Below are 20929 nucleotides of genomic sequence, written 5' to 3'. Positions count from 1 at the left end.
GCCGACGGGCTACACCGACACCAAACCTGCTCAGCGTGGTCAATCACCGCAGCGGCCGACGGGGCCGCGCCGACAAGAAACCTGCTCAGCGTGGTCAATCACCGCAGCAGCCGACCCTCGACCGCGCACGCGGACGTAGCGCGGGCCGTCAGCCGTGGCGCGAGCTGCGTGGCGGCCGGCACCACACCCTGGGACAGCTTGGCCATCGCCAGGTCGACCGCGCGGCGGCCCACGTCGTCGGCGGGCAGGGCGACACACGACAGGTCGAGGCGCGCGGCCAGCTCGTCCGGACAGATCGCGACCACCGAAATGTCGTCGGGCACTCGCCGGTCGCGTTCGCGAAGGGCGGCGAGCACCGACTCGATCACCGACTCGTTGTGGACGACCAGCCCGGTCAGCTCCGGCATCGTCTGCAGCAACTCGTCGATCGCCGCGAACGCCGCCTCCCGGGTCGGTTCGCACGCACGCGTCTCCACGAGGACGCCGCGCTCGGCTGCCGCCGACGCCACCCCGCCGGCGACCCGGGTGGCGAAGCCGGTGCCGCGCGCGTAGACCGCCGGCGGGCTCCCCACGAGACCCATCCGTCGATGCCCGAGGTCGGCGAGGTGCCCCACGCACGCCCGCCCGGCAGCGGCGAAGTCGAGGTCGACGCAGGTCAGTCCTTCGGCGTCTGCGGGGAACCCGATGAGTACGCAGGGAGTCCGCAGCGACCGCACCAACGGCACACGTACGTCGTCCAACTCGACGTCCATCACGATGATCGCGTCAGCGAGCGCACTCGCCTCGACGCGGCGCAGGCCGCGCTCACCCTCGTCCTGCGTGAGGAGGAGTACGTCGTGGTCGACCTCGCGGGCCCGGGTGACGACGGCGGTGACGAACTGCATGAGGACCGGAACGTGCACGCCGGTACGCAGCGGAACCACCAGGGCGAGGACGTTGCTGCGCTTGCTGGCAAGGGCCCGTGCGCCCGCGTGCGGGTGGTATCCCAGCGCCCGGATGCTCGCGTGGACGCGGCGTTGGGTCTCCGGAGAGATCGGGCGTTTGCCGCTGAGCACGTAGGACACCGTGCTGGCCGACACCTTGGCGTGCCGAGCGACATCCACGATCCCGACCATGGCTACCCCTGCTGTTGCTCACCACAAGCTGTTGCTCACACAAGGATGGTGCCGACGAAGCTGCCGACCAGAGGTCGAAGCGATTCGACCTCGCATAGTATGCAAGCACGCTGCGTACGAGGCAATCGTCCTCATTACCCGCCGGATCGCCGTGAAGCCCGGCCGGCGTCGGTCGTCAGTCCGATGAGGACATCGCCGCAGGCGCGTGACCGGGGCCGTCAGAGTGGTCATGGACCTCCGCCCGACTGATCGCCGGCGACAGCAGCATCCATCCGGTCGTGGCGGCCACACAGCCGAAACAGGCCACCCCGACGGGCCCGAGGCCGGCCACGCCGACGAACGCACCGAACGCCGCGATCCCCAACGGCGTCATGGCACTCGACACCACCGTCACGACGCTCTGGACCCGGCCGAGAACATCCGGCCTGGTCTCGGTCAGCAGCAGGCCACTGAGAATCGCGTTGCAGGGTCCGAGGCAGAACGACCACCATGCCGCGGCCGCGCAGACCGTCCACACGTCGGTGGCGAAGATCAGCCCGGCGAAGCCGGGAAGTCCGGCGGTGATCCAGAGCGCCAACGCGAAGCCGGCCCGTTTCGGCGGCTGCGCGACCGCGCCGAGCAGGCCACCCACGATCAGCCCACCGGCAAGGAATCCCGCCACCAGGCCGTATCCGGACGGTCCCCAGCCCGCGTCCTGTGCCTTGAGGACGACACCGATCGTCTCGACCGGAATGGCCACCATGTTGAGGATCAGCGTGATGACGGCCAGCCCGCGGATCAGCGGATGCCCTACGACGTAACGCAGCCCGTCGGTCAGCGCCTGCCTGACGCCGGTGTCCCGCTTCGGTCGTACGATCGTGAACCGCGGACGCACGAACATCAGAATCGCGAAGCAGAGCAGGAAAGTCGCGCCGTTGACGAACGCAGCCAGCGCGAATCCGCCGAGAGCGACCAGGATGCCACCGGCACCTCGTCCGAGCGCCTCGGAGATGCTCCGGGTGAACTGCCGGACGGCCGCACCCCGCGGAAGTTCCGCGTGGGGCAGGAGCGCTGCGAGATAGCTGTTGGCGGCCGGCAGGTAGAACGCGTCGATCGTGCCGAACGCCAGACCGAGAGCGATGAGGAGCCACGCAGTGGGAGGCTCGCCACCGGCGGTGAGACCGGCGCCTACCAGAGCGGTGAGACCGGCCAGGACGTCAGCCGCCAACATGAACCGTCGTGGCCCCCGGAGGTCCGCCACCACACCGCCGACGAGCATGAACGCCGCACGGGGAATGCCCGTGGCGGCCAGGACGATTCCGGTCAACCGTGGATCGCCGAGTTGTGCGGCCGACCAGCCGACGGCGATGAGCCAGACGTTGTCGCCCACGTAGCTGAGGCCGCGCGCGAGGATGTAGCCGACGAAGCGAGGGTCCACTCGAAGGTCCACTCGAAGCGTCAACCCCGTCCGCACAGCTCCGCCCCTTTTGATGTCATGAACCTGACCGCTTCCGGCCCTCCCGTCGCGCTCGGACCCGCAGAATCAGGTCGTCCGAATGCGCGCTGTGCCCCGACCCTTGCCACAGTATGCGATCACTCGAGTACGAAAAGCCAGCACGGACATCGACTTGTGCAACGTAAGGGCGCTGCTTGACCAGCGTCGTCGTCCCGGTGTGGTCCCTTCGTGGTCCTGCGTGGTCCCTGCGTCCTTCCAGTGGCCCCCGCGTCGCGGCGATCGTTCCAGTTCGCCCTGCATGATCGCCACCGTGTCGGCTGGCCGGGCTGTCCACGAACCATGCCACGGCCGGCCGGCGGAATACGTCAGATGTCTATGCTGTCCGCTGAGTACGCCCCAGCAGGCCAGCGTGTTCCGTACTGCACGCCTGGCGGTGACCGAGCCTCGAAGGAGCGGGCGATGTCAGAGCAGCCGACATCAGGCCAGGAAGCACGCACCCAGTCGACGCCAGGCCAGTCGACGCCAGGCCAGTCGACGCCAGGCCAGGGAGCGTCAGCGCAGGGAGCCGTAGGGGAGAAGGCGCCCCTCCGGAGCCGGACGTGGTTCGGCGCGACCGGGCGTTCCGGTATGACGCACCGTTCGTGGATGCGCAACCAGGGCTTCGGACCCGACGTGTTCGACGGCCGGCCCGTGATCGGGATCGCCACCACCTGGTCAGAGCTCGCGCCCTGCAACTCGCACCTGCACCGCGTCGCCGAAGCCGTCAAGCGCGGTGTCTGGCAGGCCGGCGGCTTCCCGCTGGAGTTCCCGGCGATGGCACTCGGCGAGACGATGCTGCGGCCGACCGCGATGTTCTACCGCAACCTCCTCGCCATGGAGGCGGAGGAGCTGATGCGGGCCAACCCGATGGACGGCGTCGTCCTCCTCTCCGGTTGTGACAAGACCACTCCGGGCCTGCTGATGGCCGCTTCGTCGGTCGACATCCCCGCCATCATGGTGACTGGCGGGCCGATGCTGAACGGCAAGTACAAGGGCCAGGACGTCGGGTCCGGTACGCATGTGTGGAAGTTCGAGGCCGACCTCAAGACCGGCAAGATGACCCAGGAGGAGTGCTACTTCGCCGAGGGATGCATGGCCCGGTCCAACGGCCACTGCATGACGATGGGCACGGCGTCGACGATGGCATGTGTCGCCGAAGCGCTGGGCATGCAGCTGCCGGGCTCGGCGACCTGGCCGGCGGTCGACTCCCGCCGTTACGAAGTCGCGCAGAGCGCCGGCCAGCGGATCGTCTCGATGGTGCACGAGGAGCTGCGGCCGAGCCAGATCCTCACCAGACCGGCGTTCGAGAACGCGATCCGCGCCAATGCCGCCATCGGCGGCTCGACCAACGCGATCGTGCACCTGCTCGCGTTGGCCGGCCGGCTCGGCGTACAGCTCGACCTTGACGACTTCGACACCCTCGCGCGACCGGTGCCGACGCTGGTCAACCTGATGCCGTCCGGGAAGTACCTCATGGAGGACTTCTGCTATGCCGGCGGTCTGCCGGTGGTGTTGCGCGAACTCGCCGACGGTGGGCTGCTGCGGAACGACCAGATCACGGTGACCGGACGCAGCATCGCCGCGAACAACGCCGACGCGGAGTGCTACAACCGCGACGTGATCTACGCGCTGGACGAACCGTTCCAGCCGCCCAACACGGGCACGGCGGTGTTGCGCGGCAACCTCGCGCCGAACGGTGCCGTCATCAAGCAGTCGGCCGCGTCGCCCGGGCTGCTCAAGCACGAGGGACGGGCGCTGGTCTTCGACTCACCCGAGGACTACCACGCCGTGTCCGACGATCCGGACATGGACGTCGACGCGTCGGACGTGTTGGTGATCCGCTACTCCGGACCCAAGGGCTACCCGGGCATGCCCGAGGTCTCCAACGTGCCGCTGCCGACGAAGCTGCTGAAGGCCGGCGTCACCGACATGGTGCGGATCTGCGACGGGCGGATGAGCGGGACGGGATTCGGCACGGTGGTGCTGCACGTGTCGCCCGAGGCGGCGGTCGGCGGACCGTTGGCGTTGGTGCGTACGGGCGATCGGATCGTGCTCGACGTGCCGGCCCGCACCCTCACCGTCGACGTGTCCGACGCCGAACTCGAACGCCGCCGGGCGGAATGGACCCCGCCCGAGCAGAAGTACACGAGCGGGTACGCCTGGCTCTACACCGAGCACGTGCTTCAGGCCCACGAGGGAGTGGACTTCGACTTCCTGCAAGGCTCCCGTGGGCACGCGGTCCCGCGCGAGTCCCATTAGGCGGCGGGTGTTCGTCGGGAGCTCGGCGTTTGCATGAGGGGTCCCGTGATCCAGCAGCCGCCTGGATCAAGGTGCCCCTCATGCAACAGAAGCGGCGGGAGCACGCCTGCGCCGTAAGCGTCGACCGGTGGGGTCAGGGGCGCACTTCGTACACGATGTTGAACGGCGTTTCGGCGACCCGGCGGAACCTCGTGAATCCCGCGTCGGTCACCAACTGCCGGATCGCAGGCTCGCCGGCCTGCGCGCCGAGGGAGTAGCCACCGTCCTTCGACAGGGCGTTCGGAACACACAGGAACGTCGAGAACGAGTAGTAGACACGCCCCACCGGGTTGAGGTTCGCAGCGACCGAGTCCCCCGCGAACGGCTCGACGACCATCCACGTACCGTCGGAGGCGAGCGAGTCCCGGATGTGTCGCGCGGCACCAAGCGGATCGCCCATGTCGTGCAGGCAGTCGAACGTGGTCACCAGGTCGTACGGACCACCGGTGAAGTCCTGCGCCGATCCGACCGTGAAACTCGCCCGCTCGGACAGGCCCGCCTCGGCCGCACGGGAGTTCGCCGAACGGATCGAACCGGCGTGGTAGTCCGAGCCTGCGAATGTCGAAGCAGGGTAGGCGTCCGCCATCAACACGCTCGACGCGCCGTGACCGCACCCCACGTCGGCCACCCGCGCACCGGCCGCCAGCTTCGCCTCGGCGCCGTCGAGTGCCGGGAGCCATTCGCTCACGAGATGCGCGATGTAGCCCGGGCGGAAGAAGCGTTGACACCCGACGAACACCTCCTGGGCGTGCTCGTGCCAGCCGACACCCTCGCCGGAACGGAAGGCTTCGACGATCCTCGGCAGCGCGCGTAGGGATCCGAGGGCGAGCTGGAACGCACCTGGTGCATTGACCGCGCCGTCGGGGTTGGTCAGGACGAACGCCTGTTCCTCGGTCATGGAGTACGCGCCCGCGTCGGCGTCGTACTCCACATAGCCCCCGGCGGCCTGCCCACGCAGCCACTCCTCGACATAGCGGGCATCGGTGCCGGTCCGCTCGGCGACGTCGGCCGGCTGGAGCGGCTTGTCCGACTCGGCCAACGCCCGGTACAACCCGAGCTGCTCGCCGACGACGACGTTTCCGGCCGCCATCGTCGCTCCGACGTCGCCGACGAACCGACCCAGGAACTCCATCAGCTTGTCGTTGTCCATCGCGCCCTCACGTTCCTTCCTGATGGGCTGTGGGTGTTCCGCGGACGTTGCGCGTCGCTCGCGGAACACCAGCCGGCACGCTGCCGCGGCGCGTTGCACCGCGGTTGCAGGGGGCGCAGCCGCAACGCCACTGCAATGTCCGGGACCAAGCTCGCGACCAAATGGCCGCACGTACGACGACCGCGCTCGCGCCCTCCGTACTGGACTCGTTCCGTCGGGGCGAGGACAGTGGCGTGCGCGAGGTCTATCTCGCCTACAACGGTCCGGTCTTCGCCGTCGCGTGGAGCGTGCTCGGCGATCGGGAGCTGGCGGTCGAGGCTGTCCAGGACACGTTCGTCCGCGCCTGGCGGGCAGCGGCGCGTTATGACCCGACGCAGGACATCGCTCCGTGGCTCTTCACGATCGCCCGCCGGGTCTCGGTCGACATCTGGCGCTCCCGCAGGCGGATGCCGACGGCCGAACTCGAAGAGACGTCGGCTAGAGTCGCGCCGTCGAAGACGCACGTGACCTCGGCACCCGTCTGGGCACCGTGAAGTCCCGGTCGCACCGCGTCCACCGCGGTGTTGATCTTCGGTGGTGGCGCCGTCGGTGGTTGGTTCGCCGCGGAGGAGAACGTCGGACGACGGGGCACCGAGGTGGTCCTGGCAGGCACCGAACTCGCCCCGGACGCGGGCGCCGTGGCTCGGGTCAGGGACACCGCGAGCGGACTCGCGATCACCGTCCGGGTCACCGGCCTGCCACCCGCACCACCGGGAACGTTCTACGAGGCATGGATGAAGTCACCGGAGGGCGACCTGCTCCCAATCGGAACGTTCCACCTCAAGGGTGACGAGGAACCGGTCGAGCTCTGGGCCGGCATCGACCCCGCCCGTTATCCGCTGCTCACCGTCACCCTTCAGCGCGAGGGTGAGGGTACGGAGTCCTTCGGACGGGTCGTCCTGAGCGGCACCATCGCACCCGCCCGATGACGCGCGGCTGCGGTGGGGCGGGCCACCGGCTGCGCTCGGCGGGGAGTAGAACTGCGGTCGAAAGCGGAGGCAACATGACGGAGCCCATCGCTGCCAATGCCACCGTGGCAGGGTTCACCGGTACGACGCCGCTGCCGGTGGAGAACACTGGGTCCTGGCACATCTACCAGCTCTCCCTCGACGAACCAGTGGGGATCTGATGGCGATGAGACTGACGAGGAACACGGAAGCAGGACCGTTCGCCCGCTTCGTTCGCTGGTCGTCGGCGACAGCTCCCGTGTCCTGGGTCTATGCGCGGATACTGCACCGGATCGACGCCCTGGTCTATCGACGTACCCACGGCCGGCACACCGCGTCCAGCCTGGTGTCGGGCCTGCCCGTGACGATGCTGACGACGACCGGTGCCAGGACGGGCAAGGAACGCACCCTGGCGGTGCTCACGATCCCGGACGGCAACGACTTTGTGCTCATCGCGTCGAACTTCGGCCAGAGCCACCATCCGGCGTGGTACCACAACCTGCGCGCCCATCCCCGCGCGATCATCACCGTCGATGGGGTCTCGACCGTGGTCGAGGCGCGCGAGACCACCGGCGACGAACGCCTGCGACTCTGGCGGCTGGCCTTGGATGTCCACCCGGGATGGAAGAAGTACGAACGGCGCGCTGCCGCGGCCCGTCGCCGGATCCCCATCCTGCTGCTGTCCCCGGTCGCCGAGCCGACGCCTGCCGACCCAACGCCCGCCGACGACCCGACACCGATCGCTGACCCGGCGCCCTCCGACCCGACGCCGGCCGACGACCCGTCCAGTGGTTCCTGATCCCCAGGATCACCCGGACGGGGAGGAGTCGGCGAGGAGGATACGGACCGGGTGGGCCTCGGGCGAGTTCAGCTCGGCGAACACCGTGTGCGCCTCTTACCAGGCGCTCTCGGCAGCGCCGGGTTCGTTCCGTTCCCGCAACGCCCGACCCAGCACGAGCAGCGTGCGGGCCACCCCGAGGCGGTGCCCGACCTCGCGGTGCACCCCCAGAGCCGTCCGGGCACCCTCGACCGCTTCGTCAAGCCGGCCTTGCGCCATCATGATCGTGGCGGATGCCGTGAGCGCCGGGCCCTCGAGCAGCCGGTACCCCGCCTGCCGGACCATCGTGAGCGCCTGCTCGACGCAGCCGCTCGCGTCGTCTGCCCGGCCGAGATGCTGGTACGAATGAGCCAGCCCGATCAGCGCGGCGACCTCGTGCTGGCGGACTCCGATCTCGCGGCTGAGCCGCAGGGCGTGGTCATGGTGGTCGACCGCTTCGGCGAAGTTGCCGAGCCGTTGGTGGACCGTACCGAGAGTGTTCAGGGCATCGGCCTCGAACCGCCGGTCTCCCGCCTCGCGGCTCCCCGACAGGGCGGCCCGGGCGAGCTCGAGCGCCTCGGCGTACCGCCCCGCGTCGCAGTGTGCCGTGGCGAGGGCGCGCAGGTTGTCGGCTTCCTGGACGCGATGGCCCAGCTCCCGGTTCAGCGACAGCGCCTGGGTGAAGTGGGTCAGTGCCTCGTCGAGCCGGCCAAGGACGAGGCAGCATTCACCGAGGTTGCCGAGGAGCACCGCCTGGCCGCCGCGGGAACCCACCTGCTGGAAGACCGGCAGTGCCTCCGCGTAGTACTCGGCCGCCCGCGGCAGGTTGCCGGCCTCGGCGAAGAGGTTGCCGAGGCTGACCAACCGGCCAGCGACGATCGGCATCCAGCCGATCTCCTGCGCGGTGTCGAGCGCCCGCGAGAAGTAGTCGGCCGCCCCGTCGAGCCGCCCGGCACGGCGGCGCAGGATGCCGATCTCCCCGAGCGCGACGGCTCGCGCCTCCCGCCAGCCGGACTCGTCGGCAAGGTCGAGTGCGCGGGTGTTCCGCCCTCGCGACCGAGCTCGGCGTCGATCCGGCCCGCGCCACCCGCGCGCTGCACGTGGCGATCCTTCAGGAACGGCTTCCAGGCCCGGCCGACCTGGGACCCGTTGCCGCACTGCGGTCGGGTTCGGGCCCGGCCGCTGTCACCGCTGGTACGCCGGCACCTGCTGGCACACCGGTGCTGGCCGGTACGCCGACGCTGGTCTTGACGGCCGGACCCACGCTGTTGCTGGTGGTCGGGGCGACCGGCGCGGCGGCCGGGGCCGGCGCGGCGGGCGGACCGGGCGCCGCGACTACCGAAGCGCTCGAGCGTCAGGTCGCCGAGCTCATCCGCTTCGCGCGCTCGATGGGTTGTGTCGTCGTGCAGGCACCGCTGCACCCGTGGTGCCGCCTGCTCCGCACCTCCTGAACAGAACCCCGCGCTCTTCGCCCGCCCGGGCGCGCTGTCGGTGCTCGGAGTGTTGACGTTCCTCGCCTCGTGGAACGACTACCTCTGGCCGTCGATCGTGCTGAGCAGCCCCGAGCGCCAGACCTATCCGGTGGGGCTCGCCAACCTGGTCGGCTTCTACAACACGGAGTACGGCACGATCCTCTCGGGTTCGTTCCTCGTCACCGTGCCGATCGTCATCGTCGCGGGCCGCAAGCACATCCTCGACAACCTCATGATCGGCTCGATCAAGAGCTGAGTCGGCTCTCTTGGATCCACGCCGCCCGGCCTGACCTGTCGTGCGACGGGCGGCGACTGCGCCTCGTGCGAATGACCACGCTGAGCATGCGTGCGTACGTCATCGAGGTGCCGACACCATGCCCAGGTGCCACAGGCATGCTCAGCGTGGTCATTCCCGGCCGCGCCAGGCGCGGGTCAGCGGCCGCAGCCGCCCTCCTTGTCAGGACGCACGCCGGGCCGGGCGAAGTCCTCGGTCCCCTTGTAGGCGTACGGATCCTCGCCCGCGACCATCTCGATGTCGCGGTAGTCCCACTTGGCCACGTGCATGTTGTCGGGCACCTTGCCCCAGGGCAGCAGGGACTCGGCGCTCATGTAGTGGTTGGTCAGTGCCCTCCGGAACCCATCCCGGCCGGAGTTCGGCAGCGACCGGTGCAGCAGGTAGCCGTTGAAGATGACCGCGGCGCCCGCCGGGATCTCCACCGGCACGGCGTCCTCGTCACGGTAGGGGAAGTCGTACAGCTCGACCGTGCAGTCGAAACGCTCGTCGTCCTGGTCGCGGTCGGGGTAGATCACGCCGCGGCGGTGCGAACCCGGCAGCACCCACAGGCAGCCGTTCTCGATCGTGGCGTCGTCCAACGCGATCCACGCGGCCGTCAACGACCTGTCCCGGGTCGGGATGAAGAACTCGTCCTGGTGCCACGCCTGTCCCGGCTTGCCCTCCGCCTTCATGAACAGCATCGACTGCATGCACTTGACGTTCGGCCCGATCACCTTCGTGAGGGCGTCGACGATCCGCGGATGGTGCAGCGAGCGCTGGATCACCTTCGACAGCTTGTTCGGGAAGTGGATGCACAGATAGCGCCGCATCACGTCGGCGTCGGACTCGTCGGCGTCCGCCGCCTCGACTCCGCTGATCTCGCCCAGGTCGCCGCGGCACAGGCGGACGGCCTCCGCGTTGATCTCGGCGACCTCGGCCGGCGACAGCGCACCTGCCAGCACAGCGAAGCCGTCCTCTCGGACCTGCTCGATCAACGCGTCAGAAACCGTCTCGTGCAGGACGACCGGCGACGGCCGCCGCTCGACCTGTGGGACAGCGGACATGGCACACCCCTTCGCGATACTGACGTTCGTCCCACCAGGATGCGTGGGCGGACCGCCGACGAGCCATGCACCTGCGTGGCCACAACCTGTCTGATCCTGACATCACCCTCCGTTACCTGATCCGTTTCGTCGGGACACTTGCTGCCGCGGCTGGCCGCGGACGGTGGTGATCCGGCATCATCGCGATGGCGAGTGGTGCCGGATCACCCGGCGGCACCGAGCTGGCCGCCGAGGCCGCCGACCCAGAGGACGACTACGCGGAGGACACCATGGTCGCTGTCGAGCAGGTCACCGACCCACACGCGCACCACGGCGAGGGCCCGGTATGGCACCCCAGCTGGGGCGGCCTGCGCTTCGTCGACATGCTCGCGGGCGACATCCTCACCGCCGACCTCGCGACCGGCGCCGTCACGCGTACGCACATCGGAGAGGTGGCGGCGGCCTTCCGCCCCCGGGTCGGCGGTGGACTGGTCGCGGCGAACGAGCGCGGGTTCCTCCTCCTCGCCGACGACGGCACCATCGAACACCTCGGCGAGGTCTGGTCCGATCCCACCATCCGGATGAACGAAGGTGGTTGCGATCCGCACGGCCGGTTCTACTGCGGCTCGATGGCCTTCGCCGGGACGCCCGGCGCCGGTACGGTCTATCGCCTCGACCCCGACCGCAGGGTCTCCGTCGTCCTCACCGACGTCACCATCTCCAACGGCCTCGCCTGGGCGCCCGAGCAGCACCTTGCCTACTACATCGACACCCGTACGCAGCGCGTCGATGCGTTCGACTACGACCCGGCGCGGGGCATCGTGGCGGAGAGCCGACGCCCGATCGTCACGATCCCCGGCGAACACGGCGGCCCGGACGGCATGACGGTCGACGCAGAGGGCTACCTGTGGGTGGCGATGTGGGGCGGTTCCGCGGTCCGCCGGTACGCGCCAGACGGGCGACTGGACGGTGTGGTCGAGCTGCCGGTGACGCAGGTGACGGCGTGCACGTTCGGCGGGTCGAACCTCGACGAGCTCTACATCACGACCTCGCGCCAAGGGCTACCCGAAGGAAAGCAGCCGTCGGCGGGTGCGATCTTCGTCGCCGAGACCGGGGTGCGCGGGCTCCCCGTCCTCCCCTTCGCCGGCTGAGCCCGGCCGGCGAGTTCTCCCTTTACGCGGGCTGACCGTCCCGCGCCCCGGGCCGCTCCGACTCGCGGTTGCGCAGGAGGTCGAGGATCGCGTCGAGCTTTGCCCCGTGCTCGGCCTGGAGCCTGGCCACGTCGGACTTGAGCAGACCCACATCCGACTTGAGCAGGCCCACGTCCGACTTGAGCGCACCCACCTCGGACTTGAGTAGACCCACATCGGACCTGAGCGCGCCCATGTCCGATGCCAGCTCGTCCAGTCGGTTGCCCTGGCGTTGCTGGGTCACCTGGATGGTCACGAGCAGCTCGTAGATCGACTGGACGTCGTTGTCGAGCTGCCGGACCTTGCGCTGGACGTCGGGCGGCAGGGCGGTCATCGCGGAAGCCTAGCGGAACGCCGCCGCACGCGGGCGCGGACTGGTGGACGCCGGGTTGCCGGAGGTGTCCCTGGCCGTGGACCACGCCGACCCGGCATGATCGGGCCGGTGACAACCGGCGGAAGGGACGCGTGATGACGACGGTCGCGGTGCTCGACGACTACCAGGAGGTGGCGGCCGACCTGGCCGACTGGAAAGCCCTCCCCGACGGTACCGAGGTGACGTTCTTCGCCGACCACCTCGACGACGAGGACGCGCTGGTCGACCGGCTCCAGTCCTACGACGTCCTCGTGCTGATGCGCGAGCGCACCCCGCTGCGACGGCCCCTGATCGCCCGGCTTCCCCGGCTGCGCCTGGTCGTCACCACCGGCATGCGCAACGCCTCGATCGACCTCGACGCCGCCCGCGAGCATGGCGTGACCGTGTGCGGGACGCGAGGCGGTACGCCGGGCACGGTGGAGTTGGCGTGGGCGCTGATCCTCGCGGTCGTACGCCACCTGCCGGCGGAGGACGCACGAATGCGGGCAGGTGGGTGGCAGCACACGCTCGGCACGGATCTCGGCGGGTCGACGCTCGGGCTGCTTGGTCTGGGCCGGCTCGGGCGGGCGATGGTGCCGGTGGCGCGGGCGTTCGGCATGGACGTGATCGCGTGGAGTCAGAATCTCACCGACTCCGCCGCGGCTGACGGCGGCGCCGTGCGCGTGGACAAGGACGAACTGTTCGCGCGATCCGACGTCCTCAGCGTGCATCTCGTGCTCAGTGCGCGGACGCGCGGACTGGTCGGTGCCCATGAGCTCGGCCTGATGAAGCCGACGGCCTTTCTCGTCAACACCTCGCGCGGGCCGGTCGTCGACGAGTCGGCCCTCGTCGCGGCGCTCCAGGACCGCCAGATTGCCGGCGCCGCCCTCGACGTCTACGACAAGGAGCCGCTTCCCGCCGGACATCCGCTTCTGTCCGCGCCGAACACCGTGCTGACGCCGCACATCGGTTTCGTGACGCGAGGGACGTACGCCACGTGGTATCCCGAGGCCGTCGACGCGATCGCCGCGTACCTCGCCGCAACTCCGGTGAACGTCCTCACCTGACCCCGCACCCCAACGCCTCGACCCGCGCTTCCCGCGACGCCGGCCCGCGGCCGCCGCAACTCCCGGCCCGCGGCCGCCGCAACTCCCGCCGGCCATGCGGTGTTTTCTTTCGGTCAAGCTCAATGTCTGGTAAACCGCCTCCTTCTGCGCTTCACTGCGTACGACCCAGGGGAGGCTCAGATGTCTTCGACGGCTACGTCCACACGCACTCGACGTCTCGCACCCGCCACGGCGATCGCCGCGGCCGCGCTGCTTCTCCTCGGTCTGGTCCTGCCGGGCGGGACGAGACCCGCCGCGGCCGGCCCGCCTGACGCGACGCCGGCGCCACTCCCCGACCTGCGGTCGTCGACGTCGGACGCCGCGCGCTTCGACCTGGACGCGCCGAGGAGCGCGCCCAAGGCATCGGCCGCGGTCGAACCGCGGATGGAGACGTACGAACGGCAGAGACCCGTCGCACCAGGCGTCACCCTGCGGTCGTTCGACCGGTACGGACCGGATGGCTTCACCGGTACGCCCACCTGGCTGCAGGCCGACAGCCTGACCGTCGACCTCACCAAGGGGACGGTGCCGGGCTACCTCTTCCCCGGTCAGGTCGCCAAGGGCGAGCCCATCTCCGTCCAGGCCAACCGGGTCGGCGCCGTCGCGGCCGTCAACGGCGATTTCTTCGACATCAACAACTCCACCGCACCGTTGGGTGTCGGCATCAGGGACGGCGAGGTCATCCAGTCGCCCGACACCAATCCGACCTGGCACAAGTCGGCGGCGATTCTCACTCCTGACGGCCTCGGCCGCATCGGCGAGGTCCTCTTCAACGGCACGATCGCGTTGCCGGACGGCGCGTCCGCTCCCCTTGCCGGCATCAACAAACCGACGCTCGCGCCGGACGCGATCGAGGCGTTCACCCCGCTCTGGGGCACGTACTGCCGGTGCCGAGCGACCCAGGACGCGGCGAAGGTGACCGAGGTCGAGGTCGTCGACGGGACGGTGACCGCGGTGCGGCCGCAAGCCGGTGAGGGTGCCATCCCGGCCGGCGGCTTCGTCCTCGTCGGTCGCGAGGCAGGCGCGGATGCCCTTGCCGGCTTGGCGATCGGTGACGCCGTGAGCATCGACTACGCGGCACGTACGGCGGACGAGAAGGAGATCCGGACCGCGCTCAACGGCCGGCAGCTGCTCGTCGTGGACGGCGTCCCACAGAAGGCCAGTCAGGGCAACAACGTGCCGCCGGCTCCACGCACCGCGGTCGGATTCTCCGCCGACGGTACGAAGATGTACGTCCTGACCGCCGACGGCCGGCAGCCGGCGTTCGCCGACGGACTCGGACTCGACGAGCTGGCCACCATGATGGTCGAACTCGGTGCGCACAACGCGGTCAACCTCGACGGCGGTGGGTCCACCACCATGGTTGCCCGCACACCGGGCGCGACGACGGCCGAGGTCGAGAACCGCCCGTCCGACGGCAGGGAACGCTCCGATCCCAACGGGCTGGCGCTGTTCGCGCCCGAGGGCAGCAAGGAACTCCACGGCCTCTGGGTGGAGACCGCGCTGGATCCCGACACCGCAGCCGGCTCGTCGAGCGTCGCGCCGGCCCGGCCGGACCGGGTGTTCCCCGGGCTGACCCGGCGACTGACCGCGACGGGCTACGACGAGACCTACGGTCCGGCCGACGGCGACCCGACCTGGACGACGGACGAACCGAAGCACGGAACCGTCAACGGTGACGGAGTTTTCCACGCCGGCAAACCTGGGAGGGTCACCGTGGAGGCCTACGACGGAAGTGTCCGTGGGACGACCGAACTCCACGTGCTGGGCCCGCTCGCCAGACTCTCCGCCAGCACACAGCAGGTGGCGATCGTCGACGACGGAGGAACCGCGAGGTTCGGTGTGGTCGGCCAGGACGCCGGCGGCTACACCGCTCCGATCGAGCCCGGCGAGCTCACGCTGTCCTACGACGACGCGCTGATCGACATCACACCGGACAGCACCGGGCAGTTCACGGTGACCGCGAAGCAGCCACGTGGTTCGACGCAGGTGGTCATCAGCGCGACGACCGGAGCGGGCAAGGTGAGCTTGACACTGCCCGTCACCGTCGGTCTCGACGAGATCGTCGTGTCGGACTTCGAGGACCCGAGCGTGTGGAGCTACTTCGGCGAGCGTGCCACCGGCAGTATCGCTCCGGCACCCGGCAAGGTCGGCCAGGGCCTCGCACTGACCTACAACTTCGACGAGTCGACGGCCACGCGGACCGGTGGAGCGCTCGCGACCGACGGCATCGAGGTCCCGGGCCAGCCACGCGAACTGCGGCTCTGGGTCCACTCGTCCGGCCATGGTGAGTGGGCGAGTCTGCAGGCGTACGACGGGACCGGGGCGTTGCTGCCGGCGTTCCGCGCGGGCTATCTCACCTCGACCGGATGGCAGCAGCTCAGCTTCAGTGTGCCGGCGGGAACGCAGTACCCGTTGACGATCCGGCGCTACTACTCGGCCGAGACCAAGCCGGAGGCGCAGTACAAGGGTGAACTCATCATCGACGAGTTGACCGCCCTGGTCCCGCCGGAGGTCGAGGTCCCACCAGCGCCGAAGGTCGAAGACCCGCTGATCGTGCAGAACGGAACGGTCGACGGCGCACCGTGGACGTTCGCGGTGATGTCCGACGCGCAGTTCGTCGCCCGCGATCCCGACAGCGCCCTGGTGAGACAGGCGCGGCGTACCCTGCGGGAGATCCGCGCGAGCGATCCCGACTTCCTGCTCATCAACGGCGATCTGGTTGACGAAGCCTCTCCTGAGGACTTCGCCCTCGCCACACGCATCCTCGACGAGGACCTCGAGGGCGAGCTGCCGTACTACTACGTACCCGGAAACCATGAGGTGATGGGCGGCAGCATCGACAACTTCACCGCGGCGTTCGGCGAGACGAGCCGGGTGTTCGACCACAAGGGGACCCGGTTCATCACCATCAACACCTCCGCGTTGTCGATCAGAGGCAGCGACTGGACGCAGCTGCGCACCCTGCGACAGGAGCTGGACAAGGCCGCGCAGGATCGGGGCGTCGGATCGGTCGCACTGGTCCAGCACGTGCCGCTGCGCGACCCCACGCCCGCCAAGGCGAGCGAGCTGAGCGATCGCAAGGAGGCGGCGGTCATCGAGTCGTGGCTGTCGGACTTCCAACGCTCGACCGGCAAGGGCGCGGTGTTCATCGGCGCGCATGTGGGAACGTTCCATGCCGCGCATGTGGACGGCGTTCCTGCGTTCGTCAACGGCAACTCCGCGAAGTCCCCGGCTACTGCACCGGCCGACGGTGGCGTCACCGGCTGGTCCCGGTGGGGCGTCGATCCGGTCACCGGCAAGGAGGCCGATGCAGCGCGCGACGATCCGCTGCGCGACGCACCGGAGTGGATCGCCGCGGAGGTACGCCCGCACGTCGACGCCCTCGAGCTGGCCGCGCCAGGCGAGGTCGGGGTCGGCGAGTCGGTGGATGTCAAGGCACTCTTGACACAAGGCGAGGAGACGTTCCCCGTCGGCTATCCGATGACAGCCTCGTGGTCCGGCTCGCCCAATGTCCTGATCGGCGACGAGTCCGAGCGCGAAGTGTGGCACGCGGCAGTCTTCGACCCGCGTACCGGCACTCTCACCGCGTGGAGGCCGGCGTCCATCCGGCTCGCCGTCACGGTGAACGGCACGTCCACGGACACCACGATCAGGCTGTCGGCGCAGGCTGCGGCCTGACGAGTGTCGGCGTGGAGTTCCCGGCGGTGGAGGAGCGAGGCGTGCGGTAGCTTGAACCGGATGGGTTTCGTTGATCTGGTGAATTCGCTCTACCTCAGGCGGCTGCGCCGACAGGTCGCGTCCGGGCCGATCCCGCGACATGTCGCCCTCATCATCGACGGCAACCGCCGCTGGGCTCGCCAGATGGGACTGGCCCACGTCAGCCTCGGCCACCAGGCCGGCGCCGAACACATCGACACGGTCCTCGGTTGGTGCGCGGACGCGGGAATTCGGCACGTCACCGTCTTCGTCGCCTCCGCCGACAACATCCGCAAGCGTTCTCCCGACGAGATCACCTTTCTCATGCACCTGACCGAGCGGGTGATCGCCGAGCGCCTCGCGCAGCCCTCCAGTCGTTGGCGCATCCATCTCGCCGGACACCTCGACCTGTTGCCGGACTCGACGGCACACGCCCTCAAACTCGCCCGGGAGACCACCGCCGGGCAGGAGACCGACAGCCACGTGACGCTGGCGATCGGCTACAGCGGACGGGCCGAGCTTGTCGATGCGCTGCGTTCGCTCTTCGAGCACGAGGGCCGCGCCGGAACCTCCGTCCGCGCGCTGGCCGATCGGCTCTCGACCGCCGACATCGCGAGCCATCTGGACACCAGTGGGCAACCCGCGCCGGATCTCGTCATTCGTACGAGTGGTGAGCAGCGACTGTCCGACTTCCTGATCTGGCAGACGGCGTACTCGGAACTCCATTTCTGTGACGTCTACTGGCCGGGTTTCCGGCAGCGGGACTTCCTGCGCGCCCTCCGTGCCTACGCGACCCGGCTGGAACGATGAACCCGAACGAACCGCGACGCGGTGGTAGTGAAGGGTCGGCAACTCGATGACAGCGGACAACGACAACGACTTTCCTGCTCTGGTACGGGAAGCCCTGGCGGCGGCCCGCGACCTCAGGTTCCCCACCAGCCGCGACGAGGCGGACGGCCGGGACCCCTCGTGCTCGCTGCCCGACGCCGGGCGGGTCCTCGCGATGCTTGCGGCGGGGTGCCAGGACGGGAGGATCGGTGAGACCGGGACCGGCACCGGCGTCGGCACCGCATGGATGGCCTCGGCAATGCCGGCCTCCGCCACGCTGGTGACGGTTGAGTTCGACGACGCGCGCGCCCAGGCGGCCGCGAAGGTGTTCCGCGCCGACTCTCGGGTGCGGGTCGTTCACGGCGATGCGCAACTCGTGCTCGCCGATCACGCGCCGTACGACCTGCTTTTCGTCGACGGCGGGTGGACGGCCGACGATGCAACCGTCGACCTGTTGCGGATCGGCGGCCGCGTGGTTTTCGACGACGTCACACCACATGCTGCGCTGCCGGCCGACTCCCCCTTGCGTAAGAACGATCCCAAGCGGGACTTCTTCTTCGGCAACCTGCGGCTCGTGTCGGTGGAGGTCGTCTTCCCCGACCTCGCCAACTCTCTACTGGTCGGCACCCGCACGGCGTAGCGCCGGATCCGCCTTCACCGCAAGGGAACGCCGTCCGTTCGGTGGCACGCATGAGGACGAACGCATGGCCGATCTGGTCGCGCCTGACGACCGGGATTGACCACGACCTCGACCGGGCTTACGTTCCGGCCAGGAACCCGGGAGGGGACGGATGCCTCGACGACTGTATGGCCTGGCTCTCGGTGTCGCCATGGTGGCCGCGTCACTGGGCACGACCGCGGCCGCTGACTCCGCGAGCCAGGACGTCTCGGCGGCACCGGCGGGCGGCGTCGACGTCTGGGTCAGCGATCCGGCGGCCGGGACGTACCTGACGCAGGCGCCGAGCGTGTCATGGCGGCTTGGTGGCGCCCCCGAAGGATCGACGATCGCGATCGACGAGACCCGCAGATACCAGCGCATGGAGGGCTTCGGCGCGTCGTTCACCGACTCGTCCGCCTGGCTGGTCGGCACCCGCCTGGACACCGAACGCCGCAACGCCGCGATGCGCGACCTGTTCAGCGCGCGCGACGGGATCGGCCTGAGCTTCGTCCGGCAACCCATGGGAGCGAGCGACTTCGCCGTCGAGGGCAACTACTCCTACGACGACATGCCGGCGGGTGAGACCGATCCGACTCTCGCCCACTTCTCCATCGACCACGATCGTGCCTACATCATTCCGTTGCTCACCCAGGCCCGGAAGCTCAACCCACAGCTCACCCTGATGGCCTCGCCATGGAGCCCGCCCGGGTGGATGAAGACCAGCGACAACATGATCGGCGGCAATCTCAAACCCGACGCCTACCAACCACTCGCCGACTATTTCGCGAAGTTCATCCAGGCGTACGCCGACGAGGGAATTCCGATCCGCTACATCTCTCCCAACAACGAACCGCTCTACATCCCCGGTGGATATCCAGGCCTCGGCCTGAGCGCCGAGGAAGCGGGCGAGCTGATTCGAAACCACCTCGGACCCACGCTGCGCAAGCACGAAATCGACACCAGGATTCTCGGCTACGACCACAACTGGGACGTCATCAGCTATCCGGAAAGCCTCTACGCCGACCCCGAAACGGCGCGCCATGTCCACGGCACCGCATGGCACTGCTACGGCGGCGATGTGCGGGCGCAGTCCCTGTCCCACAACAACTATCCGGCCAAGCCGGCGTACCACACCGAATGTTCGGGCGGGGAATGGGAAGGCACCGACGAGGACGGGTTCGCCGGTGCGATCGGTCTCGTCATCAACTCCACGCGCGACTGGGCCAAGTCCGTCGTCCGGTGGAACATGGCGCTCGACGCGGCCAACGGCCCCACCAACGGTGGCTGCCTCACCTGCCGCGGCGTGCTGAAGGTGACGCAGGACGCCAACGGGGGTTGGGACTACGCGAAGACGGTCGACTACTACGCGCTCGGCCACGCCAGCAAGTTCGTCCGGCCGGGCGCCCGCCGGATCGCCTCGAACACGCTGGACGCCGGCAACGTCGCAGACGTCGCGTTCGTCAACCCCGACGGCTCGAAGGCCCTGGTGGCGCACAACTCCGGGACCGAACGCACGACCTTCCAGATCCAGTGGGGCGACCGGTGGTTCTCCTACGCACTCGCCCCAGGAGCCGCGGCGACGTTCGTGTGGTCGGGTCGCCAACACGGCGAGCCCGATGCCGACACGATCGGGCAGGTCGACCTCGCCTTCAGGGCCGCTGACGGCAGCCGGCCGGTCGTGAGCTACGACTCCGGGCTGCTCACCTCTCTCGACCAGGTCCGGGTCGGGGAGAACTGGCTCGGCTATTCCGTACCGACCGGTGGCGCGCTCGAACCACCCGGTACGCCGACCGCGCTGCCGCGGGATGCCTGGACGGTCTCGGCATCGGCCAGTGCGCCAGCGGATCCGGCGGGTCAGGCGATCGACGGCGACCCGGCTACGCGGTGGAGCACCGGCGCCGGCATGGCACCCGGGGACTGGTTCCAGGTCGACCTCGGCGCGCCGACGTCGTTCAGCGAGATCAGCCTCGACACCTCGGGCAGCCCCGGCGACTTCGTTCGCGGCTACGAGGTCTACGTCTCCGACGACGGCGAGACATGGGGCGAGCCGATCGCCCGCGGCGGTGGGCGTACGCAGCTCCGGGTTCTCGTTCCACCGGTCCAGGCGCGGTACGTCCGGATCGTCAACACGGGCAGCTCGGGCAGCTGGTGGTCGATCCACGAGCTGAACCTCCTGGCGCCGGATGGTGCGACCGCATCCAACGCGGCCGCCGCGGGTGCGAACGCGGCCGTGCCCGCCGTGACCACCACCGGCGAGGGTGACCTGCAGCGCCGGACGGCGAGCCTGCCTGACGGTACCCAGCTGGAGGTCGTCTACAACGCGGGACGGCAGGTGGCGACGTTCGAGGTGTCCTGGGCGGGTACGGCCTACACCTACCGGCTGCCGGCGGGCGCCACCGCTGCGTTCACCCGCGCGGGTTGAGTACCTCGACGGGTGCCTGACCTCGAAGCCCCGGCTTCCCGTGCA

The 20929-nt window shown here is 69.4% G+C and carries 19 protein-coding genes; 13 read left to right on the top strand and 6 right to left on the bottom strand.

The window, feature by feature from the left end; all coding sequences use genetic code 11:
• Positions 1-98 precede the first annotated feature (98 nt).
• Together ABN034_RS21960 and ABN034_RS21955 are read right to left on the bottom strand one after the other, a co-directional pair.
• Positions 99-1103 (bottom strand): LacI family DNA-binding transcriptional regulator, encoded by a 1005-nt coding sequence (locus ABN034_RS21960; RefSeq protein WP_349692877.1) that lies wholly within the window; start codon positions 1101-1103, stop codon positions 99-101.
• 187 nt (positions 1104-1290) lie between these two features.
• Positions 1291-2532 carry an MFS transporter gene (locus ABN034_RS21955; RefSeq protein ID WP_349692876.1) on the bottom strand — a complete coding sequence of 414 codons (1242 nt, stop codon included), beginning with the start codon at positions 2530-2532 and terminating at the stop codon, positions 1291-1293.
• A 387-nt stretch (positions 2533-2919) separates the two neighbouring features.
• On the opposite strand from ABN034_RS21955, the gene ABN034_RS21950 reads away from it, so the two are divergent.
• Positions 2920-4848, top strand: a complete 1929-nt coding sequence (locus tag ABN034_RS21950) for an IlvD/Edd family dehydratase (protein ID WP_502879071.1) — start codon at positions 2920-2922, stop codon at positions 4846-4848.
• 133 nt (positions 4849-4981) lie between these two features.
• Here the strand turns inward: ABN034_RS21950 and ABN034_RS21945 are convergent, their stop codons facing one another.
• On the bottom strand, positions 4982-6037 hold the full coding sequence (locus ABN034_RS21945; RefSeq protein WP_349692874.1) for a class I SAM-dependent methyltransferase: 1056 nt from the start codon (positions 6035-6037) through the stop codon (positions 4982-4984).
• Between the two features lie 161 nt (positions 6038-6198).
• Here ABN034_RS21945 and ABN034_RS21940 point away from each other — a divergent pair, with 161 nt between their 5' ends.
• From ABN034_RS21940 to ABN034_RS21925, 4 genes are all read left to right on the top strand, one after another.
• A complete protein-coding gene (locus ABN034_RS21940; RefSeq protein ID WP_349692873.1) occupies positions 6199-6570 on the top strand; it encodes an RNA polymerase sigma factor in 372 nt (123 codons plus the stop codon).
• Between the two features lie 27 nt (positions 6571-6597).
• Positions 6598-7005 (top strand): anti-sigma factor, encoded by a 408-nt coding sequence (locus ABN034_RS21935; RefSeq protein WP_349692872.1) that lies wholly within the window; start codon positions 6598-6600, stop codon positions 7003-7005.
• A gap of 74 nt (positions 7006-7079) precedes the next feature.
• Positions 7080-7205 (top strand): hypothetical protein, encoded by a 126-nt coding sequence (locus tag ABN034_RS21930; protein WP_349692871.1) that lies wholly within the window; start codon positions 7080-7082, stop codon positions 7203-7205.
• Between the two features lie 5 nt (positions 7206-7210).
• The gene (locus ABN034_RS21925; protein WP_349692870.1) at positions 7211-7822 is read left to right on the top strand and encodes a nitroreductase/quinone reductase family protein; all 612 of its coding nucleotides are present in this window, start codon (positions 7211-7213) and stop codon (positions 7820-7822) included.
• Positions 7823-7918: 96 nt separating this feature from the next.
• Here ABN034_RS21925 and ABN034_RS21920 read toward each other — a convergent pair whose 3' ends face one another.
• The gene (locus ABN034_RS21920; RefSeq protein WP_502879072.1) at positions 7919-8806 is read right to left on the bottom strand and encodes a tetratricopeptide repeat protein; all 888 of its coding nucleotides are present in this window, start codon (positions 8804-8806) and stop codon (positions 7919-7921) included.
• Between the two features lie 65 nt (positions 8807-8871).
• On the opposite strand from ABN034_RS21920, the gene ABN034_RS21915 reads away from it, so the two are divergent.
• On the top strand, positions 8872-9291 hold the full coding sequence (locus ABN034_RS21915) for a hypothetical protein (protein ID WP_349692896.1): 420 nt from the start codon (positions 8872-8874) through the stop codon (positions 9289-9291).
• A gap of 40 nt (positions 9292-9331) precedes the next feature.
• The gene (locus ABN034_RS21910) at positions 9332-9568 is read left to right on the top strand and encodes an ABC transporter permease family protein (protein ID WP_349692869.1); all 237 of its coding nucleotides are present in this window, start codon (positions 9332-9334) and stop codon (positions 9566-9568) included.
• 176 nt (positions 9569-9744) lie between these two features.
• Here ABN034_RS21910 and ABN034_RS21905 read toward each other — a convergent pair whose 3' ends face one another.
• Positions 9745-10650, bottom strand: a complete 906-nt coding sequence (locus ABN034_RS21905; RefSeq protein ID WP_349692868.1) for a phytanoyl-CoA dioxygenase family protein — start codon at positions 10648-10650, stop codon at positions 9745-9747.
• Positions 10651-10835: 185 nt separating this feature from the next.
• Here ABN034_RS21905 and ABN034_RS21900 point away from each other — a divergent pair, with 185 nt between their 5' ends.
• Positions 10836-11780 carry an SMP-30/gluconolactonase/LRE family protein gene (locus ABN034_RS21900; protein WP_349692867.1) on the top strand — a complete coding sequence of 315 codons (945 nt, stop codon included), beginning with the start codon at positions 10836-10838 and terminating at the stop codon, positions 11778-11780.
• Between the two features lie 22 nt (positions 11781-11802).
• On the opposite strand, the gene ABN034_RS21895 is transcribed toward ABN034_RS21900, so the two are convergent.
• On the bottom strand, positions 11803-12153 hold the full coding sequence (locus ABN034_RS21895) for a hypothetical protein (protein ID WP_349692866.1): 351 nt from the start codon (positions 12151-12153) through the stop codon (positions 11803-11805).
• A gap of 134 nt (positions 12154-12287) precedes the next feature.
• Here ABN034_RS21895 and ABN034_RS21890 point away from each other — a divergent pair, with 134 nt between their 5' ends.
• The 5 genes from ABN034_RS21890 to ABN034_RS21870 all read left to right on the top strand — a co-directional run bounded on the left by ABN034_RS21890 (position 12288) and on the right by ABN034_RS21870 (position 20884).
• Positions 12288-13238, top strand: a complete 951-nt coding sequence (locus tag ABN034_RS21890; protein WP_349692865.1) for a D-2-hydroxyacid dehydrogenase family protein — start codon at positions 12288-12290, stop codon at positions 13236-13238.
• 180 nt (positions 13239-13418) lie between these two features.
• Entirely contained in the window at positions 13419-16958 is a 3540-nt protein-coding gene (locus ABN034_RS21885) for a phosphodiester glycosidase family protein (RefSeq protein ID WP_349692864.1), read from the top strand.
• Positions 16959-17018: 60 nt separating this feature from the next.
• Entirely contained in the window at positions 17019-17786 is a 768-nt protein-coding gene (gene uppS / locus ABN034_RS21880) for a polyprenyl diphosphate synthase (RefSeq protein WP_349692863.1), read from the top strand.
• Positions 17787-17832: 46 nt separating this feature from the next.
• On the top strand, positions 17833-18444 hold the full coding sequence (locus ABN034_RS21875; RefSeq protein ID WP_349692862.1) for an O-methyltransferase: 612 nt from the start codon (positions 17833-17835) through the stop codon (positions 18442-18444).
• A 151-nt stretch (positions 18445-18595) separates the two neighbouring features.
• A complete protein-coding gene (locus tag ABN034_RS21870) occupies positions 18596-20884 on the top strand; it encodes a discoidin domain-containing protein (RefSeq protein ID WP_349692861.1) in 2289 nt (762 codons plus the stop codon).
• The last annotated feature ends 45 nt before the right edge of the window (positions 20885-20929 follow it).

It is taken from the genome of Actinopolymorpha sp. B11F2 (assembly GCF_040195635.1).
GTDB lineage: Bacteria > Actinomycetota > Actinomycetes > Propionibacteriales > Actinopolymorphaceae > Thermasporomyces.
The sequence above is the reverse complement of the archived record's forward strand: the minus strand, read 5'-3'. Positions and strand labels throughout refer to the sequence as shown.